15 protein-coding genes are annotated in these 17,509 nt (G+C 70.2%); 9 read left to right on the top strand and 6 right to left on the bottom strand.

Annotated features, from left to right (window positions below):
* Nucleotides 1-83 precede the first annotated feature (83 nt).
* Nucleotides 84-1,022 (top strand): CPBP family intramembrane glutamic endopeptidase, encoded by a 939-nt coding sequence (locus RAB71_RS20120; RefSeq protein ID WP_010340633.1) that lies wholly within the window; start codon nt 84-86, stop codon nt 1,020-1,022.
* Between the two features lie 74 nt (nt 1,023-1,096).
* On the opposite strand, the gene RAB71_RS20115 is transcribed toward RAB71_RS20120, so the two are convergent.
* Nucleotides 1,097-2,107: an energy transducer TonB gene (locus RAB71_RS20115; protein ID WP_029561785.1), complete on the bottom strand. Its 1,011-nt coding sequence runs from the start codon at nt 2,105-2,107 to the stop codon at nt 1,097-1,099.
* A gap of 169 nt (nt 2,108-2,276) precedes the next feature.
* Nucleotides 2,277-2,885, bottom strand: a complete 609-nt coding sequence (locus RAB71_RS20110; protein WP_010340631.1) for a TIGR00645 family protein — start codon at nt 2,883-2,885, stop codon at nt 2,277-2,279.
* 113 nt (nt 2,886-2,998) lie between these two features.
* Between RAB71_RS20110 and RAB71_RS20105 the strand changes: the two genes are divergently transcribed.
* The 4 genes from RAB71_RS20105 to RAB71_RS20090 all read left to right on the top strand — a co-directional run bounded on the left by RAB71_RS20105 (nt 2,999) and on the right by RAB71_RS20090 (nt 8,661).
* Nucleotides 2,999-3,688 carry a glutathione binding-like protein gene (locus RAB71_RS20105; protein WP_010340630.1) on the top strand — a complete coding sequence of 230 codons (690 nt, stop codon included), beginning with the start codon at nt 2,999-3,001 and terminating at the stop codon, nt 3,686-3,688.
* A 70-nt stretch (nt 3,689-3,758) separates the two neighbouring features.
* Nucleotides 3,759-5,990 (top strand): S9 family peptidase, encoded by a 2,232-nt coding sequence (locus RAB71_RS20100; protein WP_010340628.1) that lies wholly within the window; start codon nt 3,759-3,761, stop codon nt 5,988-5,990.
* A 52-nt stretch (nt 5,991-6,042) separates the two neighbouring features.
* Nucleotides 6,043-6,627 carry a cytochrome c oxidase assembly factor Coa1 family protein gene (locus tag RAB71_RS20095; protein ID WP_010340627.1) on the top strand — a complete coding sequence of 195 codons (585 nt, stop codon included), beginning with the start codon at nt 6,043-6,045 and terminating at the stop codon, nt 6,625-6,627.
* A 216-nt stretch (nt 6,628-6,843) separates the two neighbouring features.
* Nucleotides 6,844-8,661 carry a DUF885 domain-containing protein gene (locus tag RAB71_RS20090; RefSeq protein WP_010340626.1) on the top strand — a complete coding sequence of 606 codons (1,818 nt, stop codon included), beginning with the start codon at nt 6,844-6,846 and terminating at the stop codon, nt 8,659-8,661.
* A gap of 75 nt (nt 8,662-8,736) precedes the next feature.
* Here the strand turns inward: RAB71_RS20090 and RAB71_RS20085 are convergent, their stop codons facing one another.
* Complete coding sequence (locus tag RAB71_RS20085; protein WP_081481889.1) at nt 8,737-9,090, bottom strand: hypothetical protein; 354 nt, start codon at nt 9,088-9,090, stop codon at nt 8,737-8,739.
* A 267-nt stretch (nt 9,091-9,357) separates the two neighbouring features.
* The gene (locus RAB71_RS20080) at nt 9,358-9,834 is read right to left on the bottom strand and encodes a hypothetical protein (RefSeq protein ID WP_010340625.1); all 477 of its coding nucleotides are present in this window, start codon (nt 9,832-9,834) and stop codon (nt 9,358-9,360) included.
* A 172-nt stretch (nt 9,835-10,006) separates the two neighbouring features.
* Between RAB71_RS20080 and RAB71_RS20075 the strand changes: the two genes are divergently transcribed.
* A complete protein-coding gene (locus RAB71_RS20075; RefSeq protein WP_010340624.1) occupies nt 10,007-10,255 on the top strand; it encodes a hypothetical protein in 249 nt (82 codons plus the stop codon).
* A gap of 209 nt (nt 10,256-10,464) precedes the next feature.
* Nucleotides 10,465-11,457, top strand: coding sequence for a porphobilinogen synthase (gene hemB, locus RAB71_RS20070; protein WP_010340623.1), 993 nt, complete (start codon nt 10,465-10,467; stop codon nt 11,455-11,457).
* Nucleotides 11,458-11,608: 151 nt separating this feature from the next.
* Here the strand turns inward: hemB and RAB71_RS20065 are convergent, their stop codons facing one another.
* Nucleotides 11,609-12,598, bottom strand: coding sequence for an NAD-dependent epimerase/dehydratase family protein (locus RAB71_RS20065; protein WP_010340622.1), 990 nt, complete (start codon nt 12,596-12,598; stop codon nt 11,609-11,611).
* A gap of 91 nt (nt 12,599-12,689) precedes the next feature.
* Between RAB71_RS20065 and RAB71_RS20060 the strand changes: the two genes are divergently transcribed.
* Nucleotides 12,690-13,577 carry a LysR family transcriptional regulator gene (locus RAB71_RS20060; RefSeq protein WP_010340621.1) on the top strand — a complete coding sequence of 296 codons (888 nt, stop codon included), beginning with the start codon at nt 12,690-12,692 and terminating at the stop codon, nt 13,575-13,577.
* 118 nt (nt 13,578-13,695) lie between these two features.
* On the opposite strand, the gene RAB71_RS20055 is transcribed toward RAB71_RS20060, so the two are convergent.
* On the bottom strand, nt 13,696-14,451 hold the full coding sequence (locus RAB71_RS20055) for a DNA/RNA non-specific endonuclease (RefSeq protein WP_010340307.1): 756 nt from the start codon (nt 14,449-14,451) through the stop codon (nt 13,696-13,698).
* Between the two features lie 204 nt (nt 14,452-14,655).
* Here RAB71_RS20055 and RAB71_RS20050 point away from each other — a divergent pair, with 204 nt between their 5' ends.
* On the top strand, nt 14,656-17,166 hold the full coding sequence (locus RAB71_RS20050; RefSeq protein WP_010340308.1) for a sulfite reductase flavoprotein subunit alpha: 2,511 nt from the start codon (nt 14,656-14,658) through the stop codon (nt 17,164-17,166).
* The last annotated feature ends 343 nt before the right edge of the window (nt 17,167-17,509 follow it).

The raw sequence follows: 17,509 nt of genomic DNA, 5'->3' as shown, positions 1-17,509 counted from the left end.
GGGACCGCGGGCGTGATGCACACTCCCTGCCCGCACGGCGGATGCGTCCGCCTTCCTGAAGCATTCTCCGCAGCGAGCCTTGCATGTCTCCACATCCACACGATGCCCCGGTACTGACGGCTGCCGGCGATGCCCGCCTGCTGGTGCTGGGCGAGGCGCGCATCCTGCAACCGGGAATGCTGCGCTGGCTGCGGGCGGTGGCCTGGGCGATCGCCTTGCTGGCGCTGATGATCGTCGTGGCGACGGCGGTGCCGCTGCTGTGCGGCAGGCTCCTTGGGTCGGGCGCGGGTCCGCTCGCCGCGTTCGCCACGGCAGTGACGGCCGCCATCCTCTACGCCGTGGCGGTGCGCCTGGGCGAGCGGCGCTGGCCGGCGGAACTGGCCTGGCGTGCGGCACCCTCGCAGTTGGCCGGCGGCCTGCTGTTGGGCGCGGCGATGTTCGCGGCGGTGATGGCGCTGATGGCGGCATTGGGCGTGTACGCGATCCGCTGGACCGGACCGGCGCCGCTGTGGGGGCCGCTCGGCAAGGCGCTGCAGGCCGGCGTGGTGGAAGAACTGATGCTGCGCGCGATCCTGCTGCGCCTGCTGTGGCGCGCGTTCGGTCCCTGGCTGGCGTTCGCGCTGTCGGCGGCGCTGTTCGGGCTGGCCCACCTCGGCAATCCGAACGCCAGCGTGTTCGCCGCGCTGTGCATCGCGGTGGAGGCCGGGATCATGCTGGGCGCGTTCTACGTGCTCACCGGCCGGCTCTGGGTCTCCATCGGCGTGCACGCGGCCTGGAACTTCACCCAGGGCTATCTGTTCGGCACGGCAGTGTCGGGCACCGACATGGGACCGGCGATCGCGCGCAGCACCGCGCAGGCCGGCGTGCCGGACTGGCTGAGCGGTGGCGCGTTCGGACCGGAGGCCTCGCTGCCGGGGCTGCTGGTGTGCACGGTGGTGGGGGCGCTCGCGACCTGGGTGGCCTGGCGCAAGGGGCGCTTCGGCACGCCTGTGCGCCGCGCGGGTGGTGAGCCCGCGGCCTGAGCGCTTTCGCTCGGCGCGATCGTCGGCGATGCAGCGCGCCCGGCAGCCGCCGGGCACGCGTCAGCTGTGGCGGCTCAGCCGCCGGGATTGAACGCCAGCGTGCGGCGGGTGGTGATCGGCGCGCTGACCGGTTCGAAGCGCCAGCGCTTGGTCGCGTTCAGCGCCTCGCGGTCGAACACCCGCGGTGGCGTGGAGCGCAGCACGCGTGCGTTGGTGACCGCACCGTCGGTGCCGACGGTGATCTCCACCAGCACTTCGCCGGCGGTACCCGAGCGCAGCGCTTCGGGCGGATAGCGCGGGGCCGGGGTGCTGATCGGGCGCAGGGTCTGTGCCGTGGCGGCGGATGCCGGTGCGGCCGCGGGCGTCGCCGCCGGTGCCGGCGTCGCTTGCGCGGTGGCGGCGGGCGTGGCGGGGCGCGCGGCGGCCTGGCGTTCGGCTTCCTGGCGTGCGCTCTCGCGGCGCGCGGCTTCCTGTTGCGCGGCGATCTGCTGCGCCGCCTGCGCCTCGCTGGCCTGCTGTTGCGCCTGCTTCTGCTGCTCGGCCGCCAGCTTGGCCTTCTGCTCGGCGTCCTTCTTGGCCTTGTCGGTCTCGTCCTGGCTGCGCTGGGCCACTGTCTCCATGCCCTTGCTCACGCCCTGCTTGAGCCGCGGCAGCGCCGGGGCCTGCGGATCCATCTTCTCGATCAGGCCGATCAGGCGCTGCGCTTCCGGGAAATCCTCGCGGTTGATGCTCTGTTCGGCGGCGATCAGCGTGTACGGCATCAGGTCGGTCAGCGCGCTCTTGACCCCGGCATCGTCCGGCTGCTTGTCGCGCAGGGCCAGGTAGTACTCGACCGCGTTGTTGCCGGCCGGCGCATACATGCGGTTCTCGCGCAGCGCCTGGCTGGCCGAGTCGTGCAGCTGTTCGGTGCCCATCGACTGCACCTTGGCCGACACCGGCGGCGGTGCCGGCGCGTTGGCCGCGGCGGTGGCCGGTGCGGCGGTGGGTGGCGCGGTCTCGTCCTGCTTGGAGCAGGCCGCCAGCGCGGCCAGCAAGAGGACGGGCGCGACACGGCGCGCCTTGGCGAGTGTGGTGAGTTGCGACATGCGTCCCCCTGAATCCCCGGTGTTGGCAATCAACGATGCGATGGCGGTGCGTTCGCGGCGCTGCGGCCCCCAAGCCGCCAGCGCACCCCATCGGTCAATCTAGCATCCGCGGCCGCCGCGTGTGTGGCAGCCGCAGCGCTGCGGCGAAAAGCGTGACGTTGCGCGTCGTTCAGTGCGCCGGCCGCGCCGGCGCGGATCCGGACATGATCCGGTCAGTCCAGGCGATGCCGATCGCCGACAGGATGAAGATGCCATGGATGATGGTCTGCCACAGCACGCCGGTGGCGGTCAGCGTCGCACAGCTCTTCAGGTCCACCGTGCCCACGGCGCTGGCCAACTGGTCCGGCGAGCACATCGGCATGCCGCCGAGCGCGCCGACCGCGATGAAGGTCTTGAGCAGGTGGATCGAGGAGATGCCGATGATCGACAGCGCCAGCTTGACCTTGAGCACGCTGGCGTTGACGTGGCTCAGCCACTCCGGCTGGTCCGGGTGGCCTTCCAGGCCCAGCCGCGACACGAAGGTTTCGTAGCCGCCGACGATCACCATCACCAGCAGGTTGGAGATCATCACCACGTCGATCAGGCCGAGCACGATCAGCATGATCTGCTGCTCGCCCAGGCGCGGCGCCTCGTGGATCAGGTGCCACAGTTCCTTGCCGAACAGGAACACGTACACGCCCTGGGCCACGATCAGCCCCAGGTACAGCGGCAACTGCAGCCAGCGCGAGGCGAAGATCAGGTTGGACAGGGGATGCAGGCGGGGCCGCTCAGGAGTCATGGTGTGGTCTGGAATGCTGCGTTGCGGGAGCGGCCAGGGTACCCGGCCGGCGATGACGCTGCCAAGCCGGGGGCCGCCGCTACACTCGGGATCCCCTGTCCAGGAACGCCGCCATGATCGATCTGTATTACTGGCCCACCCCCAACGGCCACAAGGTCGCCCTGTTCCTCGAGGAAGCCGGGCTGGACTACACGCTCAAGCCGGTCAACATCGGCGCCGGCGAGCAGTTCGCGCCCGAATTCCTGGCGATCTCGCCCAACAACAAGATGCCGGCGATCGTCGACCACGCGCCGGCCGACGGTGGTGCGCCGCAGAGCGTGTTCGAGTCCGGCGCGATCCTGCTGTACCTGGCCGAGAAGACCGGCCGCTTCCTGCCGGCCGACCCGCGCGGGCGCGTGCTCGCGCTGGAATGGCTGTTCTGGCAGATGGCCGGCCTCGGCCCGATGACCGGGCAGATGGGCCATTTCAACGTCTACGCGCCGGAGAAGATCGGCTATGCGATCGAGCGCTACGGCAACGAGGTGCGGCGCCTGCACGGCGTGCTGGACAAGCGCCTGGCGCACAGCGCCTACCTGGCCGGCGACGACTACGGCATCGCCGACATGGCCAGCTACCCGTGGATCGAGGTGTACAACGGCCTGACCCCCGACTACGCCGCCTTCCCGCACCTCAAGCGCTGGCACGAGGCCATCGCCGCGCGTCCGGCCACCCAGCGCGCCTACGCCCTGAAGGAGCAGGTGAACCCGAACGCGGGCAAGCCGCTCAGCGACGCCGAGCGCAAGCACCTGTTCGGGAAGCGCTGAGCCGGCGCGCTTCTCAAATCCCGGGCGCACGCGCATCATCCGTGCGCTCGGTGCTCCATCAGGAACCTTCATGCGCTCTCTGTTCGCCGCTCTCGCCCTCATGCTCGCCACCCCCATCGTTCCCGCCCACGCCGAGAAACTGACCCTGGAGGCCATCACCGGCAGCAAGCCGCTGTCCGGGCCGACCCTGATGAAGCCCAAGGTGGCGCCGGACGGCTCGCGGGTGACCTTCTTGCGCGGCAAGGACAGCGACCGCAACCAGCTGGATCTGTGGGAGTACGACATCGCCAGCGGGCAGACCCGCATGCTGGTGGATTCCAAGCTGGTGCTGCCCGGCACCGAAACCTTGAGCGACGAGGAGAAGGCGCGCCGCGAGCGCCAGCGCATCGCCGCCTACACCGGCATCGTCGAGTACCAGTGGTCGCCGGACGCGCATGCGCTGCTGTTCCCGCTCGGCGGCGAGCTGTACCTGTACGACCTGCAGAAGACCGGCAGCGCCGCGGTGCGCAAGCTCACCCACGGCGAAGGTTTCGTCACCGATCCGAAGATCTCGCCCAAGGGCGGCTACGTCAGCTTCGTGCGCGGACGCAACCTGTGGGTGATCGACCTGGCCAGCGGCCAGCAGCATCAGCTCACCCACGACGGCAGCGAGACCATCGGCAACGGCGTGGCCGAGTTCGTCGCCGACGAAGAGATGGACCGCCACACCGGCTACTGGTGGGCGCCGGACGACTCGGCGATCGCCTTTGCGCGCATCGACGAAACCGAGGTGCCGGTGCAGAAACGCCCGGAGGTCTACGCCGACCACACCGAGGTGGTGGAGCAGCGCTATCCGCAGGCCGGCCAGCCCAACGTCAGGATCCAGCTCGGCACCATCGCGCCGCGTGCCGGCGCGCAGCCGCAGTGGATCGACCTGGGCAAGAACCCGGACATCTACCTGGCACGGGTGGACTGGCGCGATCCGCAACGGCTGACCTTCCAGCGCCAGTCACGCGACCAGAAGCGCCTGGAGCTGATCGAGGCGACCCTGGCCAACGGCAAGCAGCGCGTGCTGATCACCGAGACCAGCCCGACCTGGGTGCCGCTCACCTACGACCTGCACTTCCTCAAGGACGGGCGCTTCGTCTGGGGCTCGGAGCGCAGCGGCTACGAGCACCTGTACCTGGCCTCGGAAGACGGCCGCACACTGCGCCCGCTGACCCAGGGCGAGTGGATGGTGGACGAACTGCTGGCGGTGGACGAGGCGGCCGGCAAGGTCTATTTCTCCGCGACCAAGGAATCGCCGACCCAGACCCAGCTGTACGCGGTGCCGCTGGCCGGTGGCGCCATCGAGAAACTGTCCAAGCCCAACGGCACGCATGCCGCCAGCTTCGCCAAGAACGCCAGCGTGTATGTCGACAGCTGGTCCAACACCACCACGCCGCCGCAGATCGAGCTGTTCCGCGCCAACGGCGAAAAGATCGCCACCCTGCTGGTCAACGACCTGGCCGATCCGCAGCATCCCTACGCCGCCTACCGCGAGGCGCAGCGTCCGGTCGAGTTCGGCACCCTGACCGCCGCCGACGGCAAGACCCAGCTGCACTACCGGCTGATGAAGCCGGCCGGCTTCGATCCGGGCAAGCGCTATCCGGTGGTGGTCTACGTGTACGGCGGCCCGGCCGCGCAGACCGTGGTCGATGGCTGGCCCGGCCGTGGCGATGCGCTGTTCGACCAGTACCTGGCCCAGCATGGCTACGTGGTGTTCTCGCTCGACAATCGCGGCACGCCGCGCCGCGGCCGCGATTTTGGCGGCGCGCTGTACCAGCACCAGGGCACCGTGGAAGTGGACGACCAGTTGCGCGGCGTGGCCTGGCTGAAGGCGCAGCCGTGGGTCGATGCAACGCGCATCGGCGTGTACGGCTGGTCCAACGGCGGCTACATGACCCTGATGCTGCTGGCCAAGCACAGCGAGGCGTATGCCTGCGGCGCCGCCGGCGCGCCGGTGACCGACTGGGGTCTGTACGACAGCCACTACACCGAGCGCTACATGAACCTACCCAAGGCCAATCCCGACGGTTACCGCGACAGCCGCGTGGCCGCGCACCTGGACGGGCTGACCTCGCAACTGCTGCTGCTGCACGGCATGGCCGACGACAACGTGCTGTTCACCAATTCCACCTCGCTGATGAGCGAACTGCAGAAGCGCGGCAAGCTGTTCGAGCTGATGACCTATCCGGGTGCCAAGCACGGCCTGTCCGGCAGCAACGCGCTGCATCGCTATCGCACCACCGAGGCGTTCCTGGCGCGCTGCCTGAAGCCCTGAGCGCACCGCCGCGCTTCCCTCTCTCCGCTTCCGCATGACAAGGAGTGACGCCATGTCGAGTCCGCCGCCGCTGCCCGGGACGCCCGATTCCACCTCCGCGACGGCGCAGCCGCCGGCCAAGCGCGGCTGGTGGGCGCGGCACTGGAAATGGGCGGTGCCGCTGATCGTGCTGGTGCTCGGCGCCCTGCTGCTGGCGTCGATCGCGATGTTCGTGCTCGGCATCGCGCGCGTCACCAAGTCCTCCGAGCCGTACCGGGTCGGCGTGATGGCCGCGCAACGCGATCCGCGCGTGGCGGCCGCGCTGGGCGCGCCGATCAAGGACGGCATCATGCCCAGCGGCAGCTTCAACAGCAGCGGTGGCGGCAGTGGCAATGCCGAGCTGAGCGTGTCGTTGCACGGCACGCGCGCCAACGGCACCCTGTACATCGAAGCCGAGCGCCATGCGGGTGAGTGGCACTACACCACCTTGCAGGTCTTGCCGGATGCGGGTGAAGCGATCCCGCTGCTCGATGCGCTCGGGCAGGACGCCGACAGTGACGACGACGGGGAGGCGGACGGGATGGCGGTCGAGGCGCCGCCGGTGCCTGCGGCGGACGTGCACAGCGCCTCGCCTGCCGAGGCCGACGCCACGCAATAGCGGGGGCAAGCGGTTGGCCGCGCACATCGTGTGCGGTCGACAGCATCCACGGGCACGCGATGGCGTATCGCCGCGAGTCTGCATTGATGCAGCCACGCTGCGGCGTCACCGCCGCCGCATGCTGCATCGCCGCGCGGTGGCGGCCATGACCTCCGGCAGATTGCCGATCCGGCAATGCCGCGTACGGTCCCTGCATCGTTCTGTCGGAGCTGCGCCATGAAGCCACGTGTCCTCGCCATCGCCCTGACCCTGGCGCTGGCGGCACCTTCGCCGTTTCCTGCGTTGGCGGCTCCGACCGCACCGGCTGCCGCGTCGGCCACGCACGCGCCCGCTTGGGTGGAGCGCAGCAATGCCTTCGCGCAGATCCTGCTGCAGGCGCAGGCGCCGTTCCAGGCCGAGGAGGTGAGCTTCTTCGGCGTGCCGGGTTTCGACGACCAGGTCTCCGATTTCGGTCCCGACAACGCGCGGCGCTTCCGTGAGGCCACCAGCGCCGCGCGCCGCACGCTGCAGGAAAAACTGCAGGTGGAGCGCGATCCCAACGTGCGCCAGGACCTGGCGATCCTGATCCATGCCGCCGACCAGTCCATCGAGGGCAGCACGCTCAACGAGCGCTTTCTGCTGCCATGGACCGACGCGCCGCAGCATGTGTTCGGCGGCATCAACAACCTGTTGTCCGAGCAGGTACCGGCGGCGCGCCGCGCCAAGGCGCTGCTGCGGTTGCAGCGTTACGTCGGCCTGGCGCCGGGCAGCGCCTCGACCCTGCAACTGGCGCGGCAACGCTACGAAGAGAAGCGCGCCGACGGCAACCTCCTGCAGCCGACCAAGCGCGAGGTCGAGCAGGCCTTGAGCAACGTCGACACCTACGCCAAGGGCATTCGTTCGCTGTTCGCCGAGTACAAGATCACCGGCGCGGAGGCGGCGCTGGCGGCGATGGACAAGCAGTTCCAGGACTACGCCACCTGGACGCGTACGGTGGTGTTGCCGCAGGCACGCGAGGATGCGCGCCTGCCGCCCGAGCTGTATGCGTTCCAGCTCAAGCAGGTCGGTATCGACATCGCCCCGCAGGTGCTGATGCAGCGCGCGCAGCTGGAATTCATGGAAACCCGCGCGGCGATGCAGCAACTGGCGCCGCTGGTGGCCGCGGCCAAGGGCCTGCGCGGCGACGATGCCCGCGACTACCGCACCGTGCTGCGCGCGCTCAAGCGCGATACCATCCCCGACGACAAGCTCGAGGCGCACTACCGCAGCGTCATCGACCGCATCGATCCGATCATCCGCCAGCAGCGCATCGTCGACGTGCCGCAGCGGCCGATGCAGATGCGCCTGGGCTCGCCGGCGGAAAGCGCCGCGCAACCGGCACCGCATTTCCGCCCGGCGCCGCTGGTCGGCAACACCGGCGAGCAGGGCACCTTCGTGCTGCCGCTGGGCAATCCGGACAGCGCCGGCAAGGGCGAGCACTACGACGATTTCAACTTCGGCGCGGCGGCGTGGACGTTGAGCGCGCACGAGGGCCGGCCGGGCCACGAACTGCAGTTCACCGCCATGGTCGAGCGCGGCGTGTCGCTGGCGCGCAGCCTGTTCGCGTTCAATTCGGTCAACGTCGAAGGCTGGGCGCTGTACGCCGAGGCCGAGATGGTGCCGTACGAGCCGCTGGACGGGCAGTTGATCGCCCTGCAGTTCCGCCTGCTGCGCGCGGCGCGGGCCATGCTCGACCCGATGCTCAACCTCGGCCTGATCGACCGCGAGCGTGCGCGCCTGGTGCTGGAGAACGACGTCGGCCTGTCGCCGGCGATGGCGCGGCAGGAGCTGGACCGCTACATGGTGCGCGCGCCCGGCCAGGCCGGCAGCTACTTCTACGGCTACAGCCGCATCCTGGAACTGCGCATGCGCACCGAACTGGCGCTGGGCGCCAGGTTCGACCGGCTGAAGTTCAATAACTTCCTGCTGGATCAGGGGTTGCTGCCCCCGGACCAATTACAGGAGGCTGTGGAGACCCAGTTCATCGCCAACACGCGTGGCAGCGCGGCGCCCTGATCCTTTGCATTTGGAGCGACGCACCGTCTGTGTGCGTCGCCTTCCAGCCTGATCCGTTGTGCGCCCGAACGAACGCTAGTGTTTGAAGGGAACCAGTTCCGGGGGCTTTGTTCCCTTCCACTGTCCTTGCTTCAATGCACCAGGACAGATGCTCTGGTATTGAGCAAGCGCTGCGATCGCGGTCGTCGTCCATCCAACGCAGTGATGCGTCGAGACCGGTGTTGGATAGGGGCAATACGGCGACACCGGCGCCCAGGTTCCCGAGATGGGGTCCACCGGCTTCCAGTTGTAGTCAGGAATGTCGCAGCCCTTGGAACAGAACAGGAACGGGTCGTCCATGCGGCAGACCAGCGTCTGGTGCGGCGTCGATGCGATCGCGCTGGTCTGCAGCCCGGCAGCGGCGACCAATATCCATATCCAGCGTTTCATAACGATTCCTTCTGTCAATGATGGTGTCCACCGAATACCCAGGCTGACCATTTGGCAGTGCAATCTTCCTCATCCGGCGCGCCAGACGCATTGCGCCGACAGCGCAGCCGGAAAAATATGGTAGCCCACCAGTAGCTTACCAGGGGTTTTGGGGTGCGAAACATCGCAAGCGGCGGCGCCTGCGGCGTCCAGCACCGACGCTGGCCTTGCGCTCGGCGGACGCGGACACGCTCAGGCACCAATCGATCGCCGTGGTGGCAGGCGCCGTCAGGGTTCCCGGGGCGGTGCGGCTCCGGGGGGCGGGACAGGCTGCGGGGCGGCCGGCGCCGGCGCCCCCGGCGGCACCCAGATCGCCATGCCGGCGGCGCGCTTCTGCGTGGTGGGGATGCCGATGCCCAGGCCGCCGCCGACATGGCCGCCGTAGCTGCCCGCGCCGACCGACAGGCCGCCGCCGGAGCGCTGCGAGCCCACGCCCATCAGCACCACGCCGTTGGCGCCGAGCTTGGCCGCGTCGCGCTTGAGCCGGTCCACCGCTGCGTCGGTCTGGCCCTGGGTGCCGAAGCCGGCCGCGCTGGAGGCTTCCAGCTGGGCGATATCCACCGCCCCCGGCGGCGGCGCGGAGTAGATCTGCACCAGCGCCGGGTCGATCGGCGGCCGTGCCGCGCCGACCATCACCTTCGAGGAACTGGCGCAGCCGGCCAGGCTCAGCAGCAGCGCCAGCGGCAACAACGGTCGGATCTTCATGGCCTTGCCCCCGTCTTCGGATCTCACGCGATCATAGGCGGGCCGGGTGAATCGTGCCGAACCCACCGCTGTCGCACCCTGGCAGGGCCGCCGTGATCCCCATGCCAAGAGTTGGGTTGCCTGGCCTGCGCCGCGCGCTATGGTGCAGGCTCACATTCGCACGGAGGCCGGCATGGGCCTGATCAGTCTGCTGTGGGGCATCGTGGCGTTGCTGTGGATGATCCTCGCCTTCATCCCGCTGCTGGGCTGGGGCAACTGGTTCCTGATCCCGTTCGCCGCGGTCGGCGCGCTGATCGCCGCGATCGGGCTGCTGTTCACCGCCGCGCCCAATCGCGGCCGCGCCAAGACCGGCCTGATGCTCAACGCGCTGGTGATCGTGGTCGGGGTGATCCGGCTGAGCTTGGGCGGCGGCGTGATCTGAGCCGCGTGCCGGGCGACCGGCATGCTGTGTTGCACCATCCCATGCGGCGGACCACGCCGGCGGGAGTAACATGCGCAGCCGACGGCGGCCCGCGCGCGGACTGCCCTGCGTACACGCCGGTGCCGGCGGCGCGGTCTGCGGTGCCTTGGCGGCATCGGCCCGTGCGACCGGCGCGGCCTCCCAACATCCGCCCACCCAGGAGCCTGCACGTGGCCCATCCCCACTATCGTCCCCGGCGCATGCGCCGCGATGCCTTTTCGCGCCGCCTGATGCGCGAGCACACCCTGACCGTCGACGACCTGATCTGGCCGGTGTTCGTGCACGACGTGCCCGGGCGCACGCCGATCGCCTCCATGCCCGGCGTGGAGCGGCTGTCGATCGAGGAACTGCTAAAGGAGGCCGAGGCCGCGCTGGAACTGGGCATCCCGGTGATCGACCTGTTCCCGGTGATCGACCCGGCCGGCAAGTCGCTGGACGCGGCCGAGGCCTGGAATCCGGACGGCCTGGCGCAACGCGCGGTGCGCGCGCTGAAGACGCGCTTCCCGGAGCTGGGGGTGATGACCGACGTGGCGCTGGATCCGTACACCAGCCACGGCCAGGACGGCATCATCGACGACCGCGGCTACGTGCTCAACGACATCACCGTCGAGGCGCTGGTGCAGCAGTCGCTGTCGCATGCGCAGGCCGGCGTGGACATCGTCTCGCCGTCGGACATGATGGACGGGCGCATCGGCGCGATCCGCCGCGCGCTGGATGCCGACGAACACCTGCACGTGCGCATCATGGCCTACTCGGCCAAGTACGCCTCGGCGTTCTACGGCCCGTTCCGCGAGGCGGTGGGCAGCGCCGGCAACCTCGGCAAGGCCGACAAGACCACCTACCAGATGGACCCGGCCAACGGCGACGAGGCCTTGCGCGAGATCGCCCTGGACCTGGAAGAAGGTGCGGACATGGTGATGGTCAAGCCCGGCATGCCTTACCTGGACGTGGTGCGGCGGGTGAAGGACGAATTCCGCGTGCCGACCTTCGCCTACCAGGTCAGCGGCGAGTACGCGATGCTCAAGGCGGCGATCGGCAACGGCTGGCTGGACGAGCGCGCCTGCGTGCTGGAGTCGCTGATGGCGTTCAAGCGTGCCGGCGCCGACGGCGTGCTGACCTACTTCGCGCCGCAGGTGGCGCGCTGGCTGCGCGAGACGCGCTGAGCCGGCGTCTGTCTGCGCAAGCGGGTGTAGCAAACGCCCGATAACGATGGTCGGCGTGCTGTAGGAGCGGCTCTTGTCCCCTTTTCGGGATCAGCCGCGATCGCGCTTCAATGGGAAAGCCCGGTCGCGGTTGAAGCCGCTCCTACGCGCGTCAGGCCGATCGGGCGGTCGCCGGCAGACAGCCCAGACCCTGCAGCGTCGCCTCCACCGCCACATCCAGCGGTGTGTGCGGTTCTTCGCCCAGCAGTTCCAACAGCCGCGCGTTGCGCATGCGCAGCGGGTGCCGCCACAGCGGGCGCATCTCGTGCAGTTCGCGCGCCAGCGGCCAGAACGGCATGGCCAGGGTCAGCAGCGGCCACGGGAAACGGCGCGTGCGTGGCGGTGCCAGGCCGTGGCGCTGCGCGACCCGCGCGATCGCCGCGGCCATCTGCGTGCCGTCGGCGTCCCAGTGCCCGTCCATGTGCAGGCGGGCGAAGGCTGGCAGGCGTGCGCGCTGCTGCAGCAGCGCCAGCATGGTCCGCGCCACATCCGGCACATAGGCCCACTGGTGGCCAACGCCCGGATCGCCCGGCAAGGTCACCGTCGCCACCGGTCGCCCGGGCCGCACCAGCCCCTGCGCGAACCAGCTGTTGCCCACGCGCGGGCCGAAGAAGTCGCCGGCGCGCACCACGATCGCCCGTGCGCCTTGCGCTGTCGCGGCCTGCAGGCGGCGCTCCAGTTCCACCCGGATCGCGCCCTTGCGCGTGACCGGGGCCTGCGGCGCGTCTTCGTCCGGCGCCGGGTAGGCGTCCGGCCCGTAGTTGTAGACGGTGCCCGGCAGGATCACGGTGGCGCGCTCGGCGATCGCTGCGGCCACGGTGTTGTCGATCATCGGCAGCACCAGCTCCGACCAGCGCCGGTAACCGGGCGGGTTCACCGCATGCACGATCACCGCGCAGCCCCGGGCCGCCTGCAGCACGTCCGCCCGTTGCAGCGCATCGCCGCGAAGCCAGTGGATGCCGTCGCGCTCCGCGCTGGGGTGGGCGAGGCCGCGCTGCAGGGCGCGCACCTGCCAGCCGGCGTCGCGCAACTGCCGCGCCAGTTCGCCGCCGATACCGCCGCTGGCACCCAGCACCAGGGCCGTGGAAGAAGAAGAGGACATGACAGCGCTCCGTTGGGGTCGGCGCTCAGTGTCGGTGCCGGTGCCGCTGAAGAAAATTGGCGAATACTGCGGACCGGCTATACATTTCTGTATGGACAACGCGATCGGCTGGGAACTCTACCGGTCCTTCCTGGCGGTGCTGGAGGAGGGGTCGCTGTCGGCGGCGGCACGCGCGCTGGGGCTGACCCAGCCCACCGTCGGTCGTCACGTGGCGGCGCTGGAACAGGCGCTGGCGGTGCCGCTGTTCGTGCGTTCGCAGACCGGCCTGCTGCCCACCGATGCCGCGCTGGCCTTGCGCGGGCATGCACAGGCGATGGGCAGCCTGGCCGCATCGCTGCAGCGCGCGGCGGGCCGCCACGGCGATGCGGTACGCGGCACGGTGCGCATCGCCGCCAGCGAGGTGATCGGTGCGGAACTGCTACCGCCGGTGCTGGCGGCCCTGCGTCGCGCGCATCCGCAGCTGCGGCTGGAACTGGTGCTGAGCAACCGGGTGCAGGACCTGCTGCATCGCGAGGCCGACGTGGCGGTACGCATGACCCGTCCCACGCAGGACGTACTGGTCGCGCGTCATGTCGGCGAGGTGGCGGTGGCGCTGTTCGCGCACCAGGACTATGTGGACCGGCACGGTCTGCCGCAGGCGTTGGAGGACCTGCCGCAGCACGCGCTGATCGGCTTCGATGCGGAGACGCCGTTCCTGCGCGCGGCGCGCAGTGCCTTGCCGGCATGGCGGCGCGAGGCGTTCGCGTTGCGCGCCGACAGCGACCTGGCGCAACTGGCGCTGTTGCGTGCCGGCTGCGGCATCGGCTTCTGCCAGGTCGCGCTGGCGCGACGCACGCCGACGCTGGTGCCGGTGCTGCCGCAGCAGGTGCGCGTGGGCCTGGAGAGCTGGATCGTGATGCACCAGGACGTGCGCGGCAGCGCCGCCTGCAGCGCGGTGTTCGCCGCGCTGGTCGAGGCGATGGCCGCGCACACCGCCTGAGGTGGGCGCGCCTGCGACGGCGGCCGGCCGGCGCACACCGCGCCGCCGGCCGCCCCAACCCGGCAGGGATGTCAGGACGCTTTTACCAATCCCGAATCCCCACTCCCGAATCCCTGCCTTACGGCAACGTCAGCGCGATCGGATTGGCCTTCATGCTGGCGCTGATCGACGGGAACGGATCCACGCCGGACATGGTGATGACGTCGTTGATCGACACCACGTCGCAGTTGATGGTGCTGTCGTTGACGCACATATAGGCGGCCGCGCCGTTACCCGGCTCGTACACCGCCTTCCACACGTAGTCCGGGACCTGCACGTTGTCGGCGCCGATGCTGCTGCGCGTGCCGCTGTCGAAGGCCGGGCCGGTGACCACGTAGACCTCGCCGCGCTGCTTGGCCAGCTGGCGCACCTGCTCCTCGATCCGCGCCCACTCGCCGGTGTTGAGCTTGTGGTCCTGCGGGACCACGTTGGCCATCGAGAAGGTTTCCTTCTCCGAATTGGTGGTCGAGGCGTCGCCGGCCGGGGTCATGTGGCCGCGGTCGTAGCCGGAGTTGGTGTAGTCCGAGGTGTGCGAGCGGTCGGCGGCGGGGATGCCGGTCTCGTCGTGGAAGGAGCCGACGCGGCCGATCGATTCGGCGCCGGCGACCTGCTGGTCGGTGATGTGCTCGGCCGAGTACAGCGGACCCTTGGTCACGCCCGAGGCCATCAGCACGTATTCGGTATGGCAGACCTCGGTGGTGCGGCTGGTGATCGACGCATCGAGCGTCGGCGCCTTGCCGCCGGCATAGAGCGTGGGGCAGCTGGTGGCGGCGCTGGCCGCCTGGGCGGCGAACAGCGCAAGCAGGGCAAGACAACCGCGCAGGGAGACGGACATTGCAGGAACCTCGGGGGTGGTCGATGGAGGTGAAGAAACTGGCCACGTTCGATGTCCGTCAGGTGACCGCTGGATGTGCTGCCAATGGCAACTGCGTCGCGGGTCACGCTTGGCGGTAGACGCCGCGCGGCGACGGAGCAATCGCATGCGATAAGCGTTCTCATTTACAATGCGCGACCGCCCCCCGTCCCGCACCGCGCCGCCGTGATCAAGTCGCTGTTGTTCCAGTTGCATTGGCTGCTCGGCATCAGCGCCGGTCTGGCGCTGTCGGTGATGGGGCTGAGCGGGGCCACGCTCGCCTTCGAGGACGAGATCGTGCGCCTGGCCAATCCGCCGCTGGCGGCCATCGCCGCCCGCCATGCCGCCGGCGAGCAGCCCTTGCCGCTGGCCGAGCTGGCGCGGCGCCTGGACCTGGACGGCGCGCACCGCAGCAACCGCCTGTTGATCGATCCCACCGGCACGCGCCCGTCCGCGGTGCGCCTGCCGGGCCGCGACGGCGGCCGCCTGTATTTCGATCCCTACACCGGCGCGGTGCTGCCGGCGCCGCGCCTGGACGGCTTCTTCTCCTTCGTCGAAGACCTGCACCGGCGCCTGGCCGCCGGCGAGCGCGGCAAGGCGGTCACCGGGGCTTGCGCCTTCGTGCTGATCTTTTTCTGCCTGTCCGGCCTGTATCTGCGCTGGCCGCGGCGCTGGTGGAGTTGGCGCGCCTGGTGGGCGGTGGAGTGGAACCGGCAGGGACGCAGCTTCCTGTGGAGCCTGCACTCGGTGATCGGCACCTGGTGCCTGCTGGTGTACCTGCTGATCGCCGCGACCGGGCTGTACTGGTCCTACGACTGGTACCGGCAGGGGCTGGTGGCGATGCTCGGCGGCGATGCCGCGCCCAAGGAGAAAGAGGGCGGTCGCGGCGGCAAACCACCCGCAGTGGACTACGCGCGGCTGCAGGCGGCTCTGGCGACCGTGCCGGCGGCGCAGCGCGCTTACCTGGACCTGCGTCTGCCCGGTCGCAGCGGCCAGCCGATCGTGGCCCGCTACCTGCCGCCCGATCCGGCGCACGACCGTGCCTACGACAGCGTGGAGGTCGATCCGGCCAGCGGCCGCGTCCTGCGCCACCTGGAGTATCGGCAGCAACCGCTGGGCCGGCGCCTGCTGACCAGCATGTTCGCGCTGCACAGCGGCAGCTTCTTCGGCCTGCCCGGGCGCGTGGCGATGCTGCTGGCGAGCCTGTGCATGTCGCTGTTCTTCGTCACCGGCTGGATGCTGTACCTGGATCGCCGACGCAAGAAGCGCGCCTTGCGCGCGGCGCGGCGCGCGCTGCCGGGATTGGTCGGCGATGCCGCCGGCGCCTGGCTGGTGGGCTTCGCCAGCCAGAGCGGCCTGGCCGAGCGCCTGGCCTGGCAGACCGCCGCGCACCTGCAGGCCGCCGGCCTGGCGGTGGAGGTGCGTTCGCTGGCGCAGCTGGAGCTGGCGCACCTGCGCGGCGCCCAGCGCGTGCTGTTCGTGGTCAGCACCTTCGGCGACGGCGAACCGCCGGACGCGGCGCGCGGTTTCGTCCGACGTGTGCTGCGCCAGGCGCAGGCCTTGCCGGAGCTGCGCTACGCGATGCTCGGCCTGGGCGACCGGCAGTATCCGCAGTTCTGCGGCTTCTCTCGCGAGGTGCAGCGCTGGCTGGAGGCGCAGGGCGCGCAGGCGCTGTTCCCGCCACTGGAAGTGGACAATGCCGATCCGCAGGCGCTGGCGCAGTGGCAATGGCAACTGTCCGCGCTCACCGGCGTGGCGGCGTCGGCGCCGGTGCTGCAGGCGCCGGAACCGCTGGACTGGCGCTTGGCCGGCCGCGTCCTGCTCAATCCCGGCAGTGCCGGCGCGCCGGTGTGGCGCATCGATCTGGTGCCGCCGCCGCAGGCGCACTGGCATGCCGGCGACATCCTGGAAGTGCAGCCCTGCCACGCCGCCGATGCGGTCCGCACCTGGCTTGCCACGCAGGCGCTGGATGCCGAACAGACGGTGCAGGCCGATGGTGTGCGTCAGCCGCTGTGGCAGGCGCTGGCATCGCGCGCGCTGACGCCGCCGGCGCCGGGCGACGACGACCTGCAGGCCTGGGTGGATGCGCTGCCGAATCTGCCGTTGCGCGAATACTCGATCGCCTCGGTGCCGACCGACGGCCTGCTGCAGCTGGTCGTGCGCCTGACCCTGCGCGACGACGGCAGCCCCGGGCTCGGCGCCGGCTGGCTGTGCCAGCACGCACCGCTGGGCGCGGTATTGCGCGCACAGGTGCGCGCCAACCCGGGGTTCCGCCGGCATGGCGATGCGCCGATGCTGCTGATCGGCAACGGCACCGGCATCGCCGGTCTGCGCAGCCTGCTGCGCGAGGCCGAGCAGGCCGGCGTGCAGGGGCACTGGTTGCTGTTCGGCGAGCGCAACGCCGCGCACGATGCGCTGTTCGGCGACGAACTGCAGGCGTGGCAGGCCGCCGGCCATCTGCAGCGCCTCGATCTGCTGTTCTCGCGCGACCAGGCGCACAAGCGCTACGTGCAGGACGGGCTGTGCGAATCCGCCGACGCGGTCCGCGACTGGGTCGCGCGCGGCGCCACCGTGTACGTCTGCGGCAGCCTCGCCGGCATGGCGCGCGACGTGGATGCGGCACTGCGCGAGATCCTGGGCGAGGACGCGCTGGATGCGCTCAGCGCCGAGGGGCGCTACCGGCGCGACGTGTACTGAGGCGCTGCGCCGATCGCAGCGCGATCCAGGGCCTTGCGTGCCTGCCCTGATCGTCGCTGCGCACATGGTGAGGGGCAGAGGACGGTGGCAGCCATTAGGGATCCTCTGATCCAGGCGGAATGCACGCGTGTAGGAGCGGCTTCAGCCGCGACCAGGCGCTAGATGGGATGCTGTCTCGGCCGTTCCCGCAAGGGGAAGAGAACCACTGCCGCAGGATGACGACGTGTCCCGCTGCCCTGCGGTAGAGCGAGTCGTTAGAGGAGCACTTCGGTCGCGGCAAGCGACCCGTCGATGCGTCCGAGTGCCATGCGTCGGGACTGAAGTCCCTCCCACAAAGGCCTTC

The sequence above is a fragment of the Xanthomonas sacchari genome (genome assembly GCF_040529065.1).
Taxonomy (GTDB): domain Bacteria; phylum Pseudomonadota; class Gammaproteobacteria; order Xanthomonadales; family Xanthomonadaceae; genus Xanthomonas_A; species Xanthomonas_A sacchari.
Note: the sequence above shows the minus strand (reverse complement) of the source record. Positions and strands in the feature narration are given on the sequence as shown.

Bases quoted from the DNA above. Each gene is read 5' to 3' on its own strand.
- RAB71_RS20120 (WP_010340633.1), top strand. From the start codon at position 84: ATGTCTCCACATCCACACGATGCCCCGGTACTGACGGCTGCCGGCGAT.
- RAB71_RS20115 (WP_029561785.1), bottom strand. From the start codon at position 2,107: ATGTCGCAACTCACCACACTCGCCAAGGCGCGCCGTGTCGCGCCCGTC.
- RAB71_RS20110 (WP_010340631.1), bottom strand. From the start codon at position 2,885: ATGACTCCTGAGCGGCCCCGCCTGCATCCCCTGTCCAACCTGATCTTC.
- RAB71_RS20105 (WP_010340630.1), top strand. From the start codon at position 2,999: ATGATCGATCTGTATTACTGGCCCACCCCCAACGGCCACAAGGTCGCC.
- RAB71_RS20100 (WP_010340628.1), top strand. From the start codon at position 3,759: ATGCGCTCTCTGTTCGCCGCTCTCGCCCTCATGCTCGCCACCCCCATC.
- RAB71_RS20095 (WP_010340627.1), top strand. From the start codon at position 6,043: ATGTCGAGTCCGCCGCCGCTGCCCGGGACGCCCGATTCCACCTCCGCG.
- RAB71_RS20090 (WP_010340626.1), top strand. From the start codon at position 6,844: ATGAAGCCACGTGTCCTCGCCATCGCCCTGACCCTGGCGCTGGCGGCA.
- RAB71_RS20085 (WP_081481889.1), bottom strand. From the start codon at position 9,090: ATGAAACGCTGGATATGGATATTGGTCGCCGCTGCCGGGCTGCAGACC.
- RAB71_RS20080 (WP_010340625.1), bottom strand. From the start codon at position 9,834: ATGAAGATCCGACCGTTGTTGCCGCTGGCGCTGCTGCTGAGCCTGGCC.
- RAB71_RS20075 (WP_010340624.1), top strand. From the start codon at position 10,007: ATGGGCCTGATCAGTCTGCTGTGGGGCATCGTGGCGTTGCTGTGGATG.
- RAB71_RS20065 (WP_010340622.1), bottom strand. From the start codon at position 12,598: ATGTCCTCTTCTTCTTCCACGGCCCTGGTGCTGGGTGCCAGCGGCGGT.
- RAB71_RS20060 (WP_010340621.1), top strand. From the start codon at position 12,690: ATGGACAACGCGATCGGCTGGGAACTCTACCGGTCCTTCCTGGCGGTG.
- RAB71_RS20055 (WP_010340307.1), bottom strand. From the start codon at position 14,451: ATGTCCGTCTCCCTGCGCGGTTGTCTTGCCCTGCTTGCGCTGTTCGCC.